Annotated in this window: 17 protein-coding genes; 7 read left to right on the top strand and 10 right to left on the bottom strand. The window is 57.9% G+C overall.

Going from position 1 to position 15,866, the window contains the following annotated elements; genetic code table 11:
- The 3 genes from C4J84_RS18050 to C4J84_RS18055 all read right to left on the bottom strand — a co-directional run bounded on the left by C4J84_RS18050 (position 1) and on the right by C4J84_RS18055 (position 3,636).
- Complete coding sequence (locus tag C4J84_RS18050) at positions 1–2,079, bottom strand: FAD-dependent oxidoreductase (protein WP_124435862.1); 2,079 nt, start codon at positions 2,077–2,079, stop codon at positions 1–3.
- 397 nt (positions 2,080–2,476) lie between these two features.
- Positions 2,477–2,599, bottom strand: coding sequence for a PA1414 family protein (locus C4J84_RS26500; protein WP_017737772.1), 123 nt, complete (start codon positions 2,597–2,599; stop codon positions 2,477–2,479).
- 143 nt (positions 2,600–2,742) lie between these two features.
- A complete protein-coding gene (locus C4J84_RS18055; protein ID WP_124435863.1) occupies positions 2,743–3,636 on the bottom strand; it encodes a LysR family transcriptional regulator in 894 nt (297 codons plus the stop codon).
- Positions 3,637–3,739: 103 nt separating this feature from the next.
- On the opposite strand from C4J84_RS18055, the gene C4J84_RS18060 reads away from it, so the two are divergent.
- Positions 3,740–4,939 carry an MFS transporter gene (locus C4J84_RS18060; RefSeq protein ID WP_124435864.1) on the top strand — a complete coding sequence of 400 codons (1,200 nt, stop codon included), beginning with the start codon at positions 3,740–3,742 and terminating at the stop codon, positions 4,937–4,939.
- Here C4J84_RS18060 and C4J84_RS18065 read toward each other — a convergent pair.
- The 3 genes from C4J84_RS18065 to C4J84_RS18075 all read right to left on the bottom strand — a co-directional run bounded on the left by C4J84_RS18065 (position 4,851) and on the right by C4J84_RS18075 (position 7,779).
- Positions 4,851–6,293, bottom strand: a complete 1,443-nt coding sequence (locus tag C4J84_RS18065) for an NCS1 family nucleobase:cation symporter-1 (RefSeq protein WP_124435865.1) — start codon at positions 6,291–6,293, stop codon at positions 4,851–4,853. The genes C4J84_RS18060 and C4J84_RS18065 overlap by 89 nt on opposite strands.
- A 197-nt stretch (positions 6,294–6,490) precedes the next feature.
- Positions 6,491–6,889 (bottom strand): DUF2177 family protein, encoded by a 399-nt coding sequence (locus tag C4J84_RS18070; RefSeq protein WP_124435866.1) that lies wholly within the window; start codon positions 6,887–6,889, stop codon positions 6,491–6,493.
- 53 nt (positions 6,890–6,942) lie between these two features.
- Positions 6,943–7,779, bottom strand: coding sequence for a S1 RNA-binding domain-containing protein (locus C4J84_RS18075; protein WP_057721276.1), 837 nt, complete (start codon positions 7,777–7,779; stop codon positions 6,943–6,945).
- Between the two features lie 324 nt (positions 7,780–8,103).
- On the opposite strand from C4J84_RS18075, the gene C4J84_RS18080 reads away from it, so the two are divergent.
- From C4J84_RS18080 to C4J84_RS18090, 3 genes are all read left to right on the top strand, one after another.
- Positions 8,104–8,283: a hypothetical protein gene (locus C4J84_RS18080; protein WP_003193095.1), complete on the top strand. Its 180-nt coding sequence runs from the start codon at positions 8,104–8,106 to the stop codon at positions 8,281–8,283.
- 205 nt (positions 8,284–8,488) lie between these two features.
- Positions 8,489–9,211 carry a TorF family putative porin gene (locus tag C4J84_RS18085; RefSeq protein ID WP_124363851.1) on the top strand — a complete coding sequence of 241 codons (723 nt, stop codon included), beginning with the start codon at positions 8,489–8,491 and terminating at the stop codon, positions 9,209–9,211.
- A 67-nt stretch (positions 9,212–9,278) separates the two neighbouring features.
- Positions 9,279–10,145: a DUF6279 family lipoprotein gene (locus tag C4J84_RS18090; protein ID WP_124435867.1), complete on the top strand. Its 867-nt coding sequence runs from the start codon at positions 9,279–9,281 to the stop codon at positions 10,143–10,145.
- Positions 10,146–10,186: 41 nt separating this feature from the next.
- On the opposite strand, the gene C4J84_RS18095 is transcribed toward C4J84_RS18090, so the two are convergent.
- Positions 10,187–10,588 carry a transcriptional regulator gene (locus C4J84_RS18095; protein WP_124435868.1) on the bottom strand — a complete coding sequence of 134 codons (402 nt, stop codon included), beginning with the start codon at positions 10,586–10,588 and terminating at the stop codon, positions 10,187–10,189.
- 156 nt (positions 10,589–10,744) lie between these two features.
- Between C4J84_RS18095 and C4J84_RS18100 the strand changes: the two genes are divergently transcribed.
- Entirely contained in the window at positions 10,745–11,017 is a 273-nt protein-coding gene (locus C4J84_RS18100; protein ID WP_124435869.1) for a hypothetical protein, read from the top strand.
- Positions 11,018–11,131: 114 nt separating this feature from the next.
- Here the strand turns inward: C4J84_RS18100 and C4J84_RS18105 are convergent, their stop codons facing one another.
- Both C4J84_RS18105 and C4J84_RS18110 read right to left on the bottom strand, forming a co-directional pair.
- Positions 11,132–12,478, bottom strand: coding sequence for a DEAD/DEAH box helicase (locus tag C4J84_RS18105; protein ID WP_124435870.1), 1,347 nt, complete (start codon positions 12,476–12,478; stop codon positions 11,132–11,134).
- A 140-nt stretch (positions 12,479–12,618) separates the two neighbouring features.
- The gene (locus C4J84_RS18110) at positions 12,619–13,380 is read right to left on the bottom strand and encodes a methyltransferase domain-containing protein (protein ID WP_124435871.1); all 762 of its coding nucleotides are present in this window, start codon (positions 13,378–13,380) and stop codon (positions 12,619–12,621) included.
- 107 nt (positions 13,381–13,487) lie between these two features.
- Between C4J84_RS18110 and C4J84_RS18115 the strand changes: the two genes are divergently transcribed.
- Positions 13,488–14,300: a DUF1206 domain-containing protein gene (locus tag C4J84_RS18115; RefSeq protein ID WP_124435872.1), complete on the top strand. Its 813-nt coding sequence runs from the start codon at positions 13,488–13,490 to the stop codon at positions 14,298–14,300.
- A 127-nt stretch (positions 14,301–14,427) separates the two neighbouring features.
- Entirely contained in the window at positions 14,428–15,489 is a 1,062-nt protein-coding gene (locus tag C4J84_RS18120; RefSeq protein ID WP_124435873.1) for an SDR family oxidoreductase, read from the top strand.
- Between the two features lie 4 nt (positions 15,490–15,493).
- Here C4J84_RS18120 and C4J84_RS18125 read toward each other — a convergent pair whose 3' ends face one another.
- Positions 15,494–15,859 carry a histone-like nucleoid-structuring protein, MvaT/MvaU family gene (locus C4J84_RS18125; protein ID WP_124363859.1) on the bottom strand — a complete coding sequence of 122 codons (366 nt, stop codon included), beginning with the start codon at positions 15,857–15,859 and terminating at the stop codon, positions 15,494–15,496.
- Positions 15,860–15,866: the final 7 nt, after the last annotated feature.

The following is a 15,866-nucleotide window of genomic DNA, read 5'->3' on the forward strand; positions in this document are numbered from 1 at the left end:
TCACCGTTCTTGCGCTATGGCCTGAATCGTTTCCTGAACCAAAGAGGCCCACACCAATCCCTGTGTGGTGCCCCCTGCATAGGTTCCCCCGGCCGCGATTTGATGGTGGGCGGACCAATGCACTATCGACAGTCCATCTGAGGTGCCCGGCCTGGCACATTCGATTATTTGCAGGTCGCCCTTTTCGACCGCATTGCGGTAGGACCGTGGAAAGTGCCGAGATACCGCGGCAAGGCACGCCTCGAGTACGTGTTCCTTGTGCTCCGACGTCGATCCAGGCGCAACCTGCCCGCCGGAGATCAGAATGTAATCCCCGTCCAGGCGGCAATTCATGACCCCAATGGGTAGATCGTACTGCAGCTTGAGCCCGCATATTTCGGCTCCTTCATTCTCTTTGGCGCACAGTTTGAAAAACCAGCCAATGACCGCGATGACATTGGGCTCCTCTACGCCCATGGCAGTGACAACGAAGTGATCTTTGCTCAGCTCGGCAATTTGTACCGGGTTCAGATACTGGGGCCGAAATTGAACCCCCGAACGCTGCAACAGCCGCTCTAACTCCCGCGTCAGATCATTAAACGCTACCTCATAACCCGATACTTCCACGGCCCGACCGACGCCAGGGACGCCATAACTTGCCTGGAATTGCCGTTGGCTGATCTCTGCGACTTCACTTCCCGGTTTGCCGCTCGGCCAAGGCCTTGCTTGGATATCGCGTTGCTCGCGGATCGCGTCCTCTACATCAGTGGCATCGTCCCTATAGGCTCTTACAATCCGCGCGCGTGCACAGGGTGCCAGCGATGGGTTATCGGCCAGAAGTTTTTCAAACAGTTCGATGCCTGCTCGATTGCACTCAACGGCCAGATGCTGGTTTCCTGACAACAGGAACGGGTTATGCAACGGTTTTGCCGTTGTCTCCGTCGCTGACAGATGACGTATGTTTACGTGCTTGTGACTGGCGCCGTCGCACTGCCGGTTGCCGCCGTACACGTCGACCTGATAATTCGCCAGGCGAAACATCACGGCTTGGAACAGGCCGTTAATCCCTCTACCGATGATCGATACGCGTGGCGCCTGGGGGTCTATCTGTTGAGAGGGGATCGTCAATGGCTGCGCAAGTTTGCGCCTGACGACGCCGCGCAAGGCCGTCAAGCTCAGTTGAATGGAGACCGCATAGTCCAGATCGCACTGGCAGCCTTCGGTAGTGGCCGCCTGCGCAGTCAGCATCGCCGGGTTGCGCCATGTGGAGACACTGCAACCGAGCTTTTGCGTGCGCACTCGAAACGAGTCCAGTGTTACCGGCCCATAGTCCAATACAAGCTGGATGCCCTCGGCTTGCGCCAGGGCCTGCAAAGCGTCATCGCTGAAGACGTGCGGTTTGGCGACGCAAACCAGGCGGGCCTGCGGGTGCATACAGTGAATAAGAGCGCGATCAATGCGATGAGTAGAGTCATTCGTCAAAGACAAGCAAAGGGCGACTGCACTGGCCCCTCTCATCGCCTCCAACCAGTCCACCACAAATGACACTCGACTGCCTTGTACTACGTTCCTGTCAGGCGCCAGACGGTATCGGCTCAATACCTTGATTCGAACTTGCGGATCTCGTTCAAGCAGTAACTTGACGAGTTCCTGACCGACATTGCCATATCCCAATACGCAGATGTCACGGGGTAACGAGCCATCGGCCAGTGTCAGCCAGCGCACCATATAAGCCGCGACATGCGGCGCGTTGACCCCAGGCGTGTTGACCACTTGAATGCCGCTGGATGCGCACAGATCCAGTTGCACCTTATCCAGACTCGTACCTCTGCGTATCAGATGGAGGTTTCCGAATGGGTGGGCTGTACGCCACAGGTCTATGACGTCTGCATCCATGGCTTGGTCCCCAACAACGATCGTTGATGGACGCAAAAGCCCGATCTGTGTGAGCAATGCCTGTTTGTTTATTGTCGGGGGGAGAAACACGATGTTGTTGGGAGCGTTAGCCTTCCAGGCTCTGGACACCGGGGCGATATGTAAAATGCTTTCGAGTGTGGCGATCAGGGATGCGGCGACTGGCGGAACGGAAGAGCGCGTCATAGCGTTGTCTCCAATAACTCTGACTTAGTCACGCCTCGCAGAGAGGCTTTCTAAAGTTTGGAGTTACGGAAGCAGCCGCTTTTCTATTCCGATAGCTTTATGGGTCGTTCCATAAGCGTTGCAACAGCCCATGAACCATGAGCATGGCTCCGTAACGGAATTCAACCTACGCTCATCCTAAAAAATGAGTAAGCCAGCCAATTCTGACGAACGAGTGGTCCAATTCCGACAGTTGAAAGTGAAGGAGCCAGGTGGCGTAACCGCTTTTCATACCTGACACAAACAAATGTGGGAGCGGACTCGCTCGCGAATGCGGTAAACCAGTCAACTATCTATCGACTGACTCACCGCATCGCTAGCAAGCCCGCTCCCACACGAATCCTGGGTTGGCTTGGGATCAGCGCCGACGAGGGCGGCGTTGCTCATCATCGGTACGAATCGGTACCGGCTGCAGCGGAGGCTCGATCAAGCCCAGCGCAACGCCAAGGTCATGGAGCCAGGTTTGAATTTTCTCTTTCATGATTTGCCCCCTTTGAGGGTAATGCGAGTAGGCGCCTGTTCTGTCGCCGTTTCCTACATTGATAGTAGCGCTAAGTCTTACGTATTGCTTGTGCGAAAGCACAACGAACTATTACTGAATGGATCTGAATCCTGTCGGATCGTTCAAGCAATTTCACGCCTGTCTTGCAAGCACTCTGCCCGGTCCGACTGCTGCAGCTCAATCCATGCATTGAGGTTAGCGCCGAGCATACCCTTTCGCCACATCAACCAGGTGGTAGCAGTGGCAAAAGGCCCAGTCAGCGGATGAACGGACACGCTGTCCTTGCCTGGCAGGCTGTCGAGCATGGGTTCAGACATCAAAGCCACGCCGGAACCGGCGATGACACACGCGAGCATGCCTTGGTAAGACTCGATCTCGATGGCCCGGCCCATGGCTACGCGGTCGTGGGAAAACCAGCTTTCCAGGCGGGCGCGATAGGCGCAGCTGCGGCGGAACGTGAATACCGAGCGGCCGGCGACGTCTTGGGGGCCGCGTACTGGCGGGTGGTCGGCTTCGCAAATGATCACCAGACGCTCTTCGCACAGCGGCACGCCGTCCAGCGTGGCCAGGGCCAGCGGGCCATCCACCAGCGCCGCATCCAACCGTCCGGTGATCAAGCCTTCGAGCAGCTCGCCGCTCGGCGCAGATTGCACCTGCAGGTTCACCCTCGGGTAGGCCTTGTGATAACGCGCCAAAAGTTTCGGCAAGTGAATCGCTGCCGTGCTGTACATGCTGCCGAGTACAAAATCACCGGCCGGTTGCCCGCCCTGCACGGCGCCGTAGGCTTCGTCGTGCAGCGCCAGTAGGCGGCTGCTGTAGTCCAACAGCACTTTACCCGCAGGAGACAGCTGCAAACGCTGGCGTTCACGCACAAACAGTTCGATGCCGAGCTGTTCTTCCATCTGCTTGAGCCGGGTCGACAGGTTCGACGGCACGCGGTGCAGGCGCTCGGCGGCGCGGGTAATGGAGCCCTCCTCCGCCACCGCCTGGAAGATGCGCAGTTGACTGAACTCCATACCTTTCTCCAAAACTGAACAAGTTCATCACTATTATTCATTTTTACAGAAAGTCAATCCGCTTTAGCCTGACGGTCTTCGCTTTATTGCAGGACACCTGAACATGTCACCGCTGATTCGCTTAACCGCCAGCTTTGTCGCCCTGATGATGGCCATGGGCATCGGCCGCTTTGCCCTCACCCCGCAGATGCCGCATTTGCTCAGCGAAGGCCAGATCGACCTGACCGGCGCGGGGCTGATCGCGGCCGCCAATTACCTGGGTTACTTCGTGGGTGCCGTGGACTCGATATTCGCTCGCAGTCATCATCATATTAAGGGGCGCTTGTACGGTGGCCTGTGGCTCTGCGTGCTGCTGACCCTGGCGTCATACTGGGCCCACGGGTTCTGGCCGCACCTGTTGCTGCGTTTCGGCACCGGTGTCGCCAGCGCCTGGGCCCTGGTGATGATCACTAGCCTGAGCCAGCCACTGGCGATTGCCGCTGGCAGGCCGCGCCTGGGAGCGCTGGTATTTGCGGGGCCGGGGGTGGGAATTTTGCTGACGGGTGTGCTGGCGTTGGGCTCCAACCTGCTGGGACAAAGCTCCGCGACGCTGTGGTTGGTGTATGGCGCAGTGGCACTGGTGATGCTACTGGCCATCCTGCCCTTCTTGCCGAAACCGAGCGCGTCGGTTGCACCCGCCCCCAGCACCGGCAATAACAGCAGCATTGCGCACTTAGGCTGGATCTACTTCCTGTACGGCCTGGGCTACATCATTCCGGCCACCTTCCTGTCGCAGATGGCCAGCGCGCAGTTCAAAGGCGCCTGGCAGGCCGACTTGCTTTGGCCTTGTTTCGGCCTGGCCGCCGCAACGGGCGTGGTGATTGCCAGCGTGCGCCGCAAGGACCCGAACACCACCCGACGCTGGCTGATGACCACGCTGTGGCTGCAAGCCGCTGGCGTGTTCACTTGCCTGCTGGGCAATGGCTGGGGGCTGGCGCTGGGGGTATTACTGTGCGGTGCGCCGTTTCTGGCCTGCATGCAGTTGGTCATGGCACGCTTGCGCGAGGTAGCGCCCAATGGCTATCAACGCAACACCGGACTGTTGACCGCCAGCTTTGCGATCGGCCAATTGAGCGGCCCGCTGCTGGCTTCCGTGAGTAGCCACTGGAGCGGCAGCCTGCAACCGGCGTTGGTGATTGCCGGTTGCGGCCTGTTGGTGGCGGGCAGCGTATTGATCAGCCGGCGACCACAGGGGTCGGTACGCGGACCTGCTCGCGCCGCGTCAGCACCAGAAAAAACAGCCCGCCCAGCAAGCATCCGGTAAACCAGGCGAAATTGGCCATGCCCTGCAACGCCGGCGTGAAGGTGATCGCCACGCCCATCAACGTCGCCGGCACCAAAGCCTTGACCGCCGTCCAGTTCACACCGCCATCGAAGTAATAGCGCCCGCTCGGGCTGTCATCGAACAGCGCATCCACGTCGATGCGCTGCTTTTTGACCAGGTAGAAATCCACCAGCAGGATGCCAAACAGCGGTCCGATAAATGCGGCGAGGATATCCAGGGTGTAATGGATCATCAGCGGGTTATTGAACAGGTTCCATGGCGTGATAAAGATCGACGCCACCGCCGCGATCATCCCCCCTGCGCGCCAACTGATTTTGCTTGGCGCAATGTTGGCGAAGTCGAACGCGGGCGAGACAAAGTTGGCGACGATATTGATACCGATGGTGGCGGTGACAAACGCAAAGGCACCCAACAGGACGGCCATGCTGTTGTCGATACGCGACACGGTGGCAATCGGGTCATGCAGCATTTCGCCAAACACCGGCAGGGTGCCCGAGACGATCACCACGGTGACCAGGGAGAACGCCAGGAAATTCACCGGCAGCCCCCAGAAATTGCCACGGCGCACGTCCTGCATGCTGCGGCAGTAGCGGCTGAAATCACCAAAATTCAAGGTCGGCCCGGAGAAGTACGACACCACCAGCGCCGTCGCCACGATCACCTGGCCGAACGCCTGCCAGCCCGACAGTGATTTTTCCGCCAGGGTAAAGCTGATATTCGCCCAGCCGGCCTTCCAGACAATCCAGCCGGCCAGGGCAAACATCACCGCGTACACCACCGGGCCGGCCCAGTCGATAAAACGGCGGATGGACTCCATGCCAGCCCAGAACACCGCGGCCTGCAATACCCACAGGCTGAGAAAGCCGAACCAGCCCAAGTAGGACAAACCCGCAAAATGCGGCTCGGCATATACGGCCATCGACGGTAAGAAGCGCAGCACCACGATGATCAAGGCACTCGACGCCAGGTACGTCTGAATCCCGTACCACGCTACCGCGATCAGGCCTCGGATCACCGCAGGAATATTCGCGCCAAACACACCAAATGCCAGCCGGCAGATCACGGGGTAAGGCACCGCCGCTTGCTGACTGGGTTTGGCCACCAGGTTAGCGATCAGTTGCACAATGCAGATACCCGCGAGCAAGGCGATCAACACTTGCCAACTCGCCAGCCCCAGGGCAAACAGGCTGGCGGCGAAGACGTAGCCGCCGACGCTGTGCACATCGCTCATCCAGAAGGCGAAGATGTTGTACCAGGTCCACTTTTGCGGCAGTGGGCCCAGATCCTGGTTGTATAACCGTGGGCTGTAGCATTTGGGCAATTGTTCAGTCATCGCCGGACTCCTCGAAATATCGCCCTGCGCTGACGTAGCGGTATGCATACGGTCGGCTACATGGGTTGTATACGAGGTATTCAGCAGGATGCGTGCCAATAGCACACAATCCCCGTGGAACGGCGCTCCAAAAGGATTATCAAGGTTTGGCTATAAGGTAGATGCGCAGCAACGGTGCACGACAATCCTGTACCCAATCACTGGCGCACCCGTTGTGCACACAGGTAGCCGACGGTGCAACAGATCGCTGTCAGAACCGTGCCCCACGCCATGTCCATCACCGCCAGGCCCGCAGACCAGCCTTGCAGCGTGGCCCAATTGCTCAGGTCGTAAGTGCCATAGGCGACCAACCCGAGCAAGGCGCCCAGACGCGCAGCGCGTTGCCAGCTGGCGCTGGGCAATACCACGAACACCACGCAACCGAGGACGTAGAGCAGATAAAATACAACCGCCGGCAACAGACGCGGCTGATCGAGCATCAGCGAGCCGAGCAGGCTTTTATAGGTGGGCCCCATGAGGACGTCGAGCCAAAGGCCGTCGAGCACCAGGAAGGCGAACAGGGTGCCAAGATAGGCAAACAGCATTTTCTTCGACATTGGACCGGTCCACTGCAGGAGCGAGTTTGCTCCTACAGCAGAGCAAAACGCACTCAGCTTAGTTCAATGCGGTCCGCATGAATCACAATCTGCCCCTGCTTGTAGAGCGCACCAATGGCCTTTTTAAAGTTGCCTTTGCTCACGCCAAACAAGTTGCTGATCACAGCAGGATCGCTTTTATCACTGACCGGCAAGGTGCCGTTGTTGTCACGCAACTTGGCAAGAATCTTCGAGTTGAGGCTGGACGCCGCTTCCTGGCCAACCGGCTGCAGGCTCAGGCTGATGTTGCCATCGGCGCGGATCTCCTTGATAAAGCCTTTCTCTTCCTTGCCTGGGCGCAGGAACTTGAACACCTCGTTCTTGTGGATCAGGCCCCAGTGCTTGTTGTTGATGATCGCCTTGAAGCCCATGTCCGTGGCTTCGGCCACCAGCAGGTCGACTTCCTGGCCCACCTGGTAATTGGCCGGCGTTTTGTCCAGGTAGCGGTCAAGGCGCGCGGTGGCGGTGATGCGTTTGGTGTGCTTGTCGAGGTAGACATGCACTACGCAATACTCACCGGCGCTCAACTGACGCTTTTCTTCTGAGTAGGGCAGCAACAGGTCTTTTGGCAACCCCCAATCGAGGAAAACGCCGATACTGTTGACTTCCACCACTTTTAAACTGGCAAACTCGCCCACTTGAACTTTGGGTTTCTCAGTGGTGGCGATAAGTTTGTCATCGCTGTCCAGATAAATGAAAACGTTAAGCCAGTCTTCATCTTCACTGGGAATATCTTTGGGGATATACCGATTAGGCAAGAGGATTTCACCGTCCTGCGCACCATCCAGGTACAAACCAAAGTTAGTGTGTTTAACCACTTGCAAGCTGTTGTAGCGCCCGACTAAAGCCATTTCCAGATACCCTCATTGCGTGGGCGGTATTCTACCCGGTTTGTGTCAGGCACGCCCGCGCGCCTGAAAAATCCGCAGGCTGACGTGGCGCTACAGTGGCACCGCCCCGCTCGTCTGATCATTCCTACAAATTTTACCGGTCGCCAACGCCCCGTCATTACAAGCTTTCGAGTTAAAACAGTAAGTTAGCCGATTAAATCATCGATCAAGTTCGGCGCGTTTCCAGACGCTACGTTAATGTCTGAGGGATATTTGCCAAGCAATTGTCAAGTATTTCCTGTACGATGCCTGGCCAAGTTAATTTTCTACAGGTTAGTGGCCGCCATGCGTGTAAAAGCATCCAACAGCAAAGCAAAGCCAGCTCCCGCCGTTGAAACCAGCGAATCGATCAACAGCCAGATTGCTGCGTTTCTCAAGTCCGGTGGCGAAATCCAGCAAATTGCCAAGGGCGTAAGCGGCCAGACTTTCGGCCCGTCCAAGCAGATCAGCCTGGGCAAGAAGTAACGCCTGCGCAACGCACCTGGTCCCTAAGCGTCTTGCCTTCAAGGCGCTAGGACTAGAGCCCGAAACACCCTCTGCTTCATCCTTTATTGCGCAAAAACGACGAACGGGCCTCATCTGCGCGCATTCGCCGGTATCCTTGCACACGTCTAGCACGGGCATCCGCCTGATTTTTCGCTACTGCTCCTCGCTTTTCATGGAGTGAAGCATGTTCAAACCCTGCACGTTTCTGATCGTTGCGTTAATCGCCAGTCCGCTCGCCCAAGCGCAAATATTCCAGCGCGAACTGGGCGATTTCGACCTTAAATTGGGCACCACGCCCAGCCGCAGCATGGCCCAGGGTCTGGTCAAGCCCACCGCGCCCGGCAGCGACTCGTTCCACGGTGGCCTGGACTTGAGCCACGACAGCGGCGTGTATTTCGGGCAGTTCTCGCCGAATATGGACCTGTCCTCCAAGAGCACGCTCGAAATTGATTCCTACATGGGTTTCAAACACCCTTTCGACCAGACCCTGGGCTACGAAGTCGGCCTCATCCACTACAGCTATCCCAAGCTCAGCCCCCTGGACAGCCAGGAGTTCTACGGTGGCCTGAACCTGTTGGGCAACCGCTTTGGCGCCTCCTTCAGCAACGACCCCGATCGCCAGGACAGCACGCTGTTTGCCGACCTCGGCGGTACCCAGCCTTTCGGCATCGGCGTCAGCATGAAGTACACCACCCATCAGCTGGGCACCCCGGTTTCGGTGGAAAACGGCTCCATCCGCACGTTCAGCGACTGGTCGGTACAGTTCTCCCGAGAATGGAAAGGCATAGACCTGGACTTGATCTACAGCGACTCCAGCCTCAGCGGCGGGGATTGTTCGGCCTATTCCGGACACAATTCGCAATGTGATGGGCTGTTGACCTTGAAGGCCGTGCGATCGTTTTATTGATGGGCTGAACTGTCGCCCCCGCCGCAGGTTCACATGCATTAACCTCCATCCGTGCAAGGACCCGCCCATGTTGCGTCGGCTCAAATTTCTGGCGTTATTGCTGACCCTGAGCCTGGCGCTCGGCTGCAACCGCGTAGGCCTGGCCTACCGCAATCTCGATGTGATCATCCCCTGGACCCTCAACGACTACCTGGACATGAACGCCGGGCAAAAGAGCTGGTTCAACGACAGCCTCAAGCAGCACCTGGCATGGCACTGCACCACGCAATTGCCGGGTTACCTGGATTGGCTGGACCGCTTGCAAACGATGGTCGACAGCAATCAGGTCACGGACGCGGCCTTACAAACCCGTACCGTCGAAGCCAAGCAGGCCATCGGCGAGATTGCGCGTGAAATCACCCCGACTGCGGTGCAATTGCTGCAAGGTCTGGATGACCAACAGGTCAAGGAGATGAACGACGCCCTGGCCAAGGACCTGCGCAAGCGCCAGGACGAATACCTCAAGCCGCCACTGCCCCAGCAGATCAAGGAACGCGCCGAACGCATGAGCAAGCGCCTGGACGCCTGGATCGGCCCGCTCAGTACACGCCAGCAAAGCCGGGTGATGGCATGGTCCGCCGCGTTGGGTGATCAGAACACCGAATGGATCGGCAACCGCGCGCGCTGGCAGGCTCAATTCATCGACGCCGTGCAGCAACGCCAAAGCGCCGACTTCCCGCGCAGGATGCAACAACTGCTGGTCGACCGCGAAAGCCTGTGGACCCCGGAGTACCGCAGCGCCTACGCACAAACCGAAGCTGCGGCGCGCAGCCTGATCGTCGACCTGATGGCTGAAAGCACCGCGCAGCAACGCCTGAAACTGACTCAGAAAATCGACGCTGTGCGCAGTGACTTCAAGGCGCTGAAGTGCCTGAAGGCCACTCCTTCCCAATAAACGTGGGAGCGAGCACACCCGCTACCACTCGCGCGTGAACGCTAAATCGCACCACCGGCAATAGCCGCCTCGGACGCGACACGATCAAAGGTTTGTTCATCCAGCGCGTCGTCCTGCTGGTCCAGCACATGACGCGGGTGATTCTCCCCCGGGATTGAGCTATCGATCAGCGAGAGCAGGCTCGCACCTCGCGGGGTCAGAATGAAATTCTCACCATTGCCGCCCTCTTCCTCCGAACGCGACTCGATAAACCCGCGCTTGAACAACAGCGCCTCGTAATCGGCAGCGGTCTTTTTCAACGCATCCAGATTGCCGGTGGGCTCACCCGCCGTGGCCTTCTCGGCGGCTTCCTGCTCAGCGTATTTGCGGGGAGCAAAGCTGCCCTCGCCGTTTTGCACTTCATACAACAGCCGCTCGATCAGATCCCAGTTGTAAGTCGTCATCCTGATTCCTCCTGCAGGCGTAGAAAAATTAGCCCGTCAAAACTAGTGACCCGCCCGCGCGCTGGCCGTTCAGCTGGATGGACGGGGCGTCATTTCCCTGAACTTTCCAAGCATTTGCCCCCTCAACCGAACATCATCGCCAAGGAGGTCCGAACCATGAAAACCCTGATGAACCTGGCCATTGCCGCCACGCTGCTGGGCGCCCTGCCCGCCTGGGCCTGCACGCCCGAAGAGGCCACGGCCAAGCGTGAGGCGCTGGCCAAAGAAGTGAGCCAGCTCACTGAGCAGAACCCCGCCAAAGCCAAGGAGATGAATGACCAGTTGCAGAAGATGGATCTGGACACAGAAAGCGCGCAATTTCCCGACAAATGCCAGTTGATCGATGCCCGGCTCAAAGAGTTGAAGGAAGCCGCTGCCAAGACTGAATGAATGAAGAGCGGCGCGGAGCGCCACTTGCTGCGCTCCCACGCGGAGCATGGGAGCGATCAAACCGAGCGCATAAAAAAACCGGACATTGTCCGGTTTTTCCGTATAGCACAGGCCTTACTCGGCAGCGGGTGCTTCCGGCTTGCGGCGCTTGAGCGGGGCCATGCCGTCCTTGCTGACGAGCGACAGGTTGTCGGTCTTCGGCCGGTTGGTGATCTTGCGCTTGGTCGGCGACTTGGCGCCGGCTTTCTTCTTGTCGCCCTTGGCGTCAGTCTTTTTCTTCTTCACGCCGACGGCCTTGCCCGACGCCTTGACCTTCTTCGGCCCGGTGTAGGTGCCTTTGACTTCCTTGATGGTGCGGCGCTCGAACGATTGCTTTAGATAGCGCTCGATGCTCGACATCAGGTTCCAGTCGCCGTGGCAGATCAGCGAGATGGCCAGGCCATCGTTGCCGGCACGCCCGGTACGGCCGATACGGTGCACATATTCGTCGCCGCTGCGCGGCATGTCGAAGTTGATCACCAGGTCCAGGCCATCCACGTCAAGGCCGCGCGCGGCGACGTCGGTGGCAACCAGGATCTTCACGCCACCGGCCTTGAGGCGGTCGATAGCCAGCTTGCGATCCTTCTGGTCCTTTTCGCCGTGCAGCACGAACGCTTTGTATTCCTGCGCCACCAGGCGGCCGTAGATGCGGTCGGCAGCGGCGCGGGTGTTGGTGAACACGATCGCCTTCTGGTAGGTCTCGTTGGCCAGCAGCCAGTTGAGGATCTGTTCTTTGTGCACGTTGTGATCAGCGGTGACGATCTGCTGACGTGTGGTCGCGTTCAGATCGCTGACGTTGTTGACCTGCAGGTGCTCGGGATCGTTCAGGACCTTGGCGACCATCTCGCGCAGGGTCGAGCCGCCGGTGGTGGCGGAGAACAACATGGTCTGCTGGCGGTTGACGCACTCGGCCACCAGGCGTTGCACGTCGTCGGCAAAGCCCATGTCGAGCATGCGGTCGGCTTCGTCAAGCACCAGCACTTCGACTTCCTTGAGGTCGAGATTGCCGGCGTTGAGTTGCTCGATCATGCGGCCTGGGGTGCCGATCAGGATGTCCGGCACCTTGCGCAGCATGGCGGCCTGGACCTTGAAGTCTTCACCGCCGGTGATCAGGCCGGACTTGATGAAGGTGAACTGCGAAAAGCGCTCCACTTCCTTCAAGGTCTGCTGGGCCAGCTCGCGGGTCGGCAGCAGGATCAGGGTCTTGATGCTGACACGGACTTTGGCCGGGCCGATCAGGCGGTTGAGAATCGGCAGGACGAATGCAGCGGTCTTGCCGCTACCGGTTTGCGCCGTCACCCGCAGGTCACGCCCTTGGAGCGCGAGCGGGATGGCCGCTGCTTGCACAGGCGTAGGCTCGACAAATTTAAGCTCGGCCACGGCTTTGAGCAGGCGTTCGTGCAGGGCGAATTGGGAAAACACGGGTGCTACCTCGAAGAAATACAAAATATCAGCTGCATAGGGTACCGGTTTCGGGCGTCCAAACCGAGTTTCTTTACGCGAACAGGGCCAATCAGCTGTTTTTTATCAGCATTTTTCTCCCTGTACCGAGGTGCCTGGGATCAAGACTGCCCCGGCTTATAGGCCCACGCTCCGAACATTACGTCCCCGACGTATATTCCGCCTGACTGGCTTCGCTCATCGTCCAGACGTTGTTCCAGCGTTTCAATGTTGACCTCGTCTGGTGTCGCAACCCCCAGCGCGACTATGCGTGGCAAGCAGGCACGTACGATGTAGCCGAGGCCGTAAGGTGTATCAGGGGTTTGTACGACGCATTCGGCACGCACATCCGCGACACACAATCCGGCAGTGGTGAAGATACCGTGCAGGTTAAAGCCGATATGCAAGTCGGCGCCTTCGCGCGCGATCATCTGCTGTATCCAGCCTTGCGCCGTTCTGTGCAGGGGGAAGGCGTCAATGCTGGCTGGGGCCATCGTCGTATCATGCTCCTGGAACACCATCACCCCGCCTGGATGAAGATGCTTGGCCAGTGCGCTGACGGTGGCCACGGTATCTGCCTGGTACATGAGCACTCGTCTGCCCACGATGGCGTCGAACATGCCGATAGATTCTGGCAGGTCGAGTAACCCACTTTGAATGAAAGTGGGCGCAGGGTACTTAGCGGACGCCTCGCGTTCGCGCGCTGTAGCAAGCGCATTATCATCGTGATCAACACCGACGACTTCGCCCGTCTTGCCGACCAGAGTGCTTAGCAGGAAGGAAACGTCCCCCGTTCCGCAGCCGACATCCAGAACACGCATGCCATCACGTATCCCAGCATCAATAAGAAGTTGTTTGGTGAAGTCACGCTTGGCAAGGTTCATGTCTTGGCTCCGAAATTCAGCCCGGAGTCTGACGGACGCTTGTTGTTAATAGAACCCCACCCAGCGAGAAGGGTCTGCTCTTGTATCAAAGCTCGGGAATACATCGAATGTCCGCACAACAAAGCCTGGTAATACTCGCTCGGGGAGGCTACGCCGCTCGGGGCGTGCTGTATTTAATCATCGGCATCTTCGCACTGCTGGCAGCACAAGATTCGACAAAGCCGAAAGACAGCCACAAGAGCCTGGAAGCACTGCTAAGCCAACCCTTCGGCTATTTTCTCGTTGGACTTGTGGTGGCGGGCCTACTCGCATTTGCGGCTTGGCGCGTTCTGCAAGCTACGCGTGATGTCGACCATCATGGCAAAGAACTTAAAGGCTTGGTGATTCGCGCGGGTCTGTTAGCGGGAGGTATGGTTAACGGCGCTCTCGCGCTCTTTGCATTGGGTTTGCTTATTAGCGGCATTAAAAGCTCGGGTAACTCCAGCGGGCAGACCAAAGACTGGCTGGCGCATCTCTTGTCATGGGATCACTCGAATGTGTTGGTGTACCTGATCGCACTCGTTCCGCTGGGTGTGGGTATTGCTCATATCATCAAGGGGTGGAAAGCCTCGTTCGAGAAATATTTTGAGGCCGACGAAGACGTCATGCAGTACGTCCGCCCAGTGTCGCGGTTCGGTCTGATTGCCCGTGGAGTAGTTTTTATAGAGATCGCGTTGTTGCTGGCAATCAGCGGTTCCACTTATCAAGCCATGAATCCACCAGGTATGAAAGAAGCCCTGAACGCGCTGCAGAATCTTCCAGCGGGATGGCTGATATTGATGGTGATGGCCTTGGGGCTGATTGCGTTCTCGGCTTACAGCTTCTCTGAAGCCTTCTGGCGCAAGATCAATATGGATGTTCCGGGGGTGCCGAGGCCGTAGTTCCGTGCCGGCTCAGCGAATGGTTAGTCCAGTTCTACCTTGTGCCGCTCTATGCGGATCCGGTTCAGGTTCAGGTTGAACCTCTGTTGCTCAGGCGCACTCCCAAACCTAAATCCAGGAGAAACGTATGAGCCAGACAGCTTTAGTCGTGGGCGCCAGCGGAATCGTCGGCAGCGCCATCACTCAGTTACTAATCGAGAACAATTGGCAGGTCGCCGCGCTGTCGAGGCACCCGTCGCAAGCGCAAGGTGTTATCCCTGTCGCGGCCGATCTTCAGGATCCAGCTTCGCTGCAACAGGCGCTGGCGGATTTGAGACCCACTCATGTGTTCATTACTACATGGTCACGGCAAGCCACGGAGGCCGAGAACATTCGCGTTAATGCCGCCATGGTACGCAACGTGCTCACCGCCATTCGCCCAGCCAAGAGCGTTGAGCACGTGGCCTTGGTTACTGGCCTGAAACATTACCTCGGCCCGTTCGAAGCGTATGGTAAGGGCAGCCTTCCGCAAACACCGTTTCGCGAAGAACAGGGGCGTCTGGATATCGAAAATTTCTACTACGCCCAGGAAGACGAACTATTCGCCGCCGCTGAAAAGGACGGCTTCACGTGGAGCGTTCATCGCCCGCATACCGTCACCGGGGTTGCGGTAGGCAATGCGATGAATATGGCAACCACCCTCGCCGTCTATGCTTCGATTTGCAAACAAACCCATCGCCCTTTTGTGTTTCCCGGATCAAAAGTGCAGTGGGACAGCCTCACCGATATGACGGACGCACGGCAGTTGGCCAAACAACAACTGTGGGCGGCCACCACGCCGGCTGCGGCCAATCAGGCACTCAACGTCACCAATGGCGATGTATTCCGTTGGAAATGGATGTGGGGCCGAATTGCCGACTATTTCGCCTTGCCTGCGGCCGATTATCCCGCGTCACTCTCACCCCTTGAAAAGCAGATGGCTGACGACCAAGCCGTATGGGCGCAAATGGTCGCGGAACACGGCCTGAAAGAACCCGATATAGGTCGCCTGGTGTCCCCATGGCACACGGATGCAGACCTTGGTCGCCCCATTGAAGTTGTCACGGATATGTCGAAAAGCCGTGCCATGGGCTTTACCGCCTACCAGGCGAGCGATCAAGCATTTTTCGACGTGTTCGACAAACTACGCGATATGCACTTGATACCTTAGGTCGTCACTTGGCCAGCCAGGACTCAACAGTCGCGGAGCCATGTTCTGCTTTCCAAGCCTTTAGCGTTTTGTGATTGCCGCCCTTGGTTTCGACGACTTCACCGGTATGAGGGTTTTTATAAACTTTCAACTGGCGTGGCTTGCGGCTGCCGGCTTTGAATTCAACGGCTGGAGCGCGACGCCCTGCTTGTGGATCAAGCAAGTTGATAACGTCCTTCAGGCTGTAGCTGTATTTTGCGAGTAAATCGCGCAGCTTCGTTTCGAATTCAATTTCTTTCTTGAGGCCAGCATCGCCCTTCAAAGCTTCAAGGGCCTGGAGCTGTTCGGCGAGGTGTTTTTCGAGCTGGCGGAATTCTGCGAGTTTAGACATTGGAAAC

Origin of the sequence: Pseudomonas sp. R11-23-07, assembly GCF_003852295.1 — a bacterium.
Lineage (GTDB): Bacteria > Pseudomonadota > Gammaproteobacteria > Pseudomonadales > Pseudomonadaceae > Aquipseudomonas.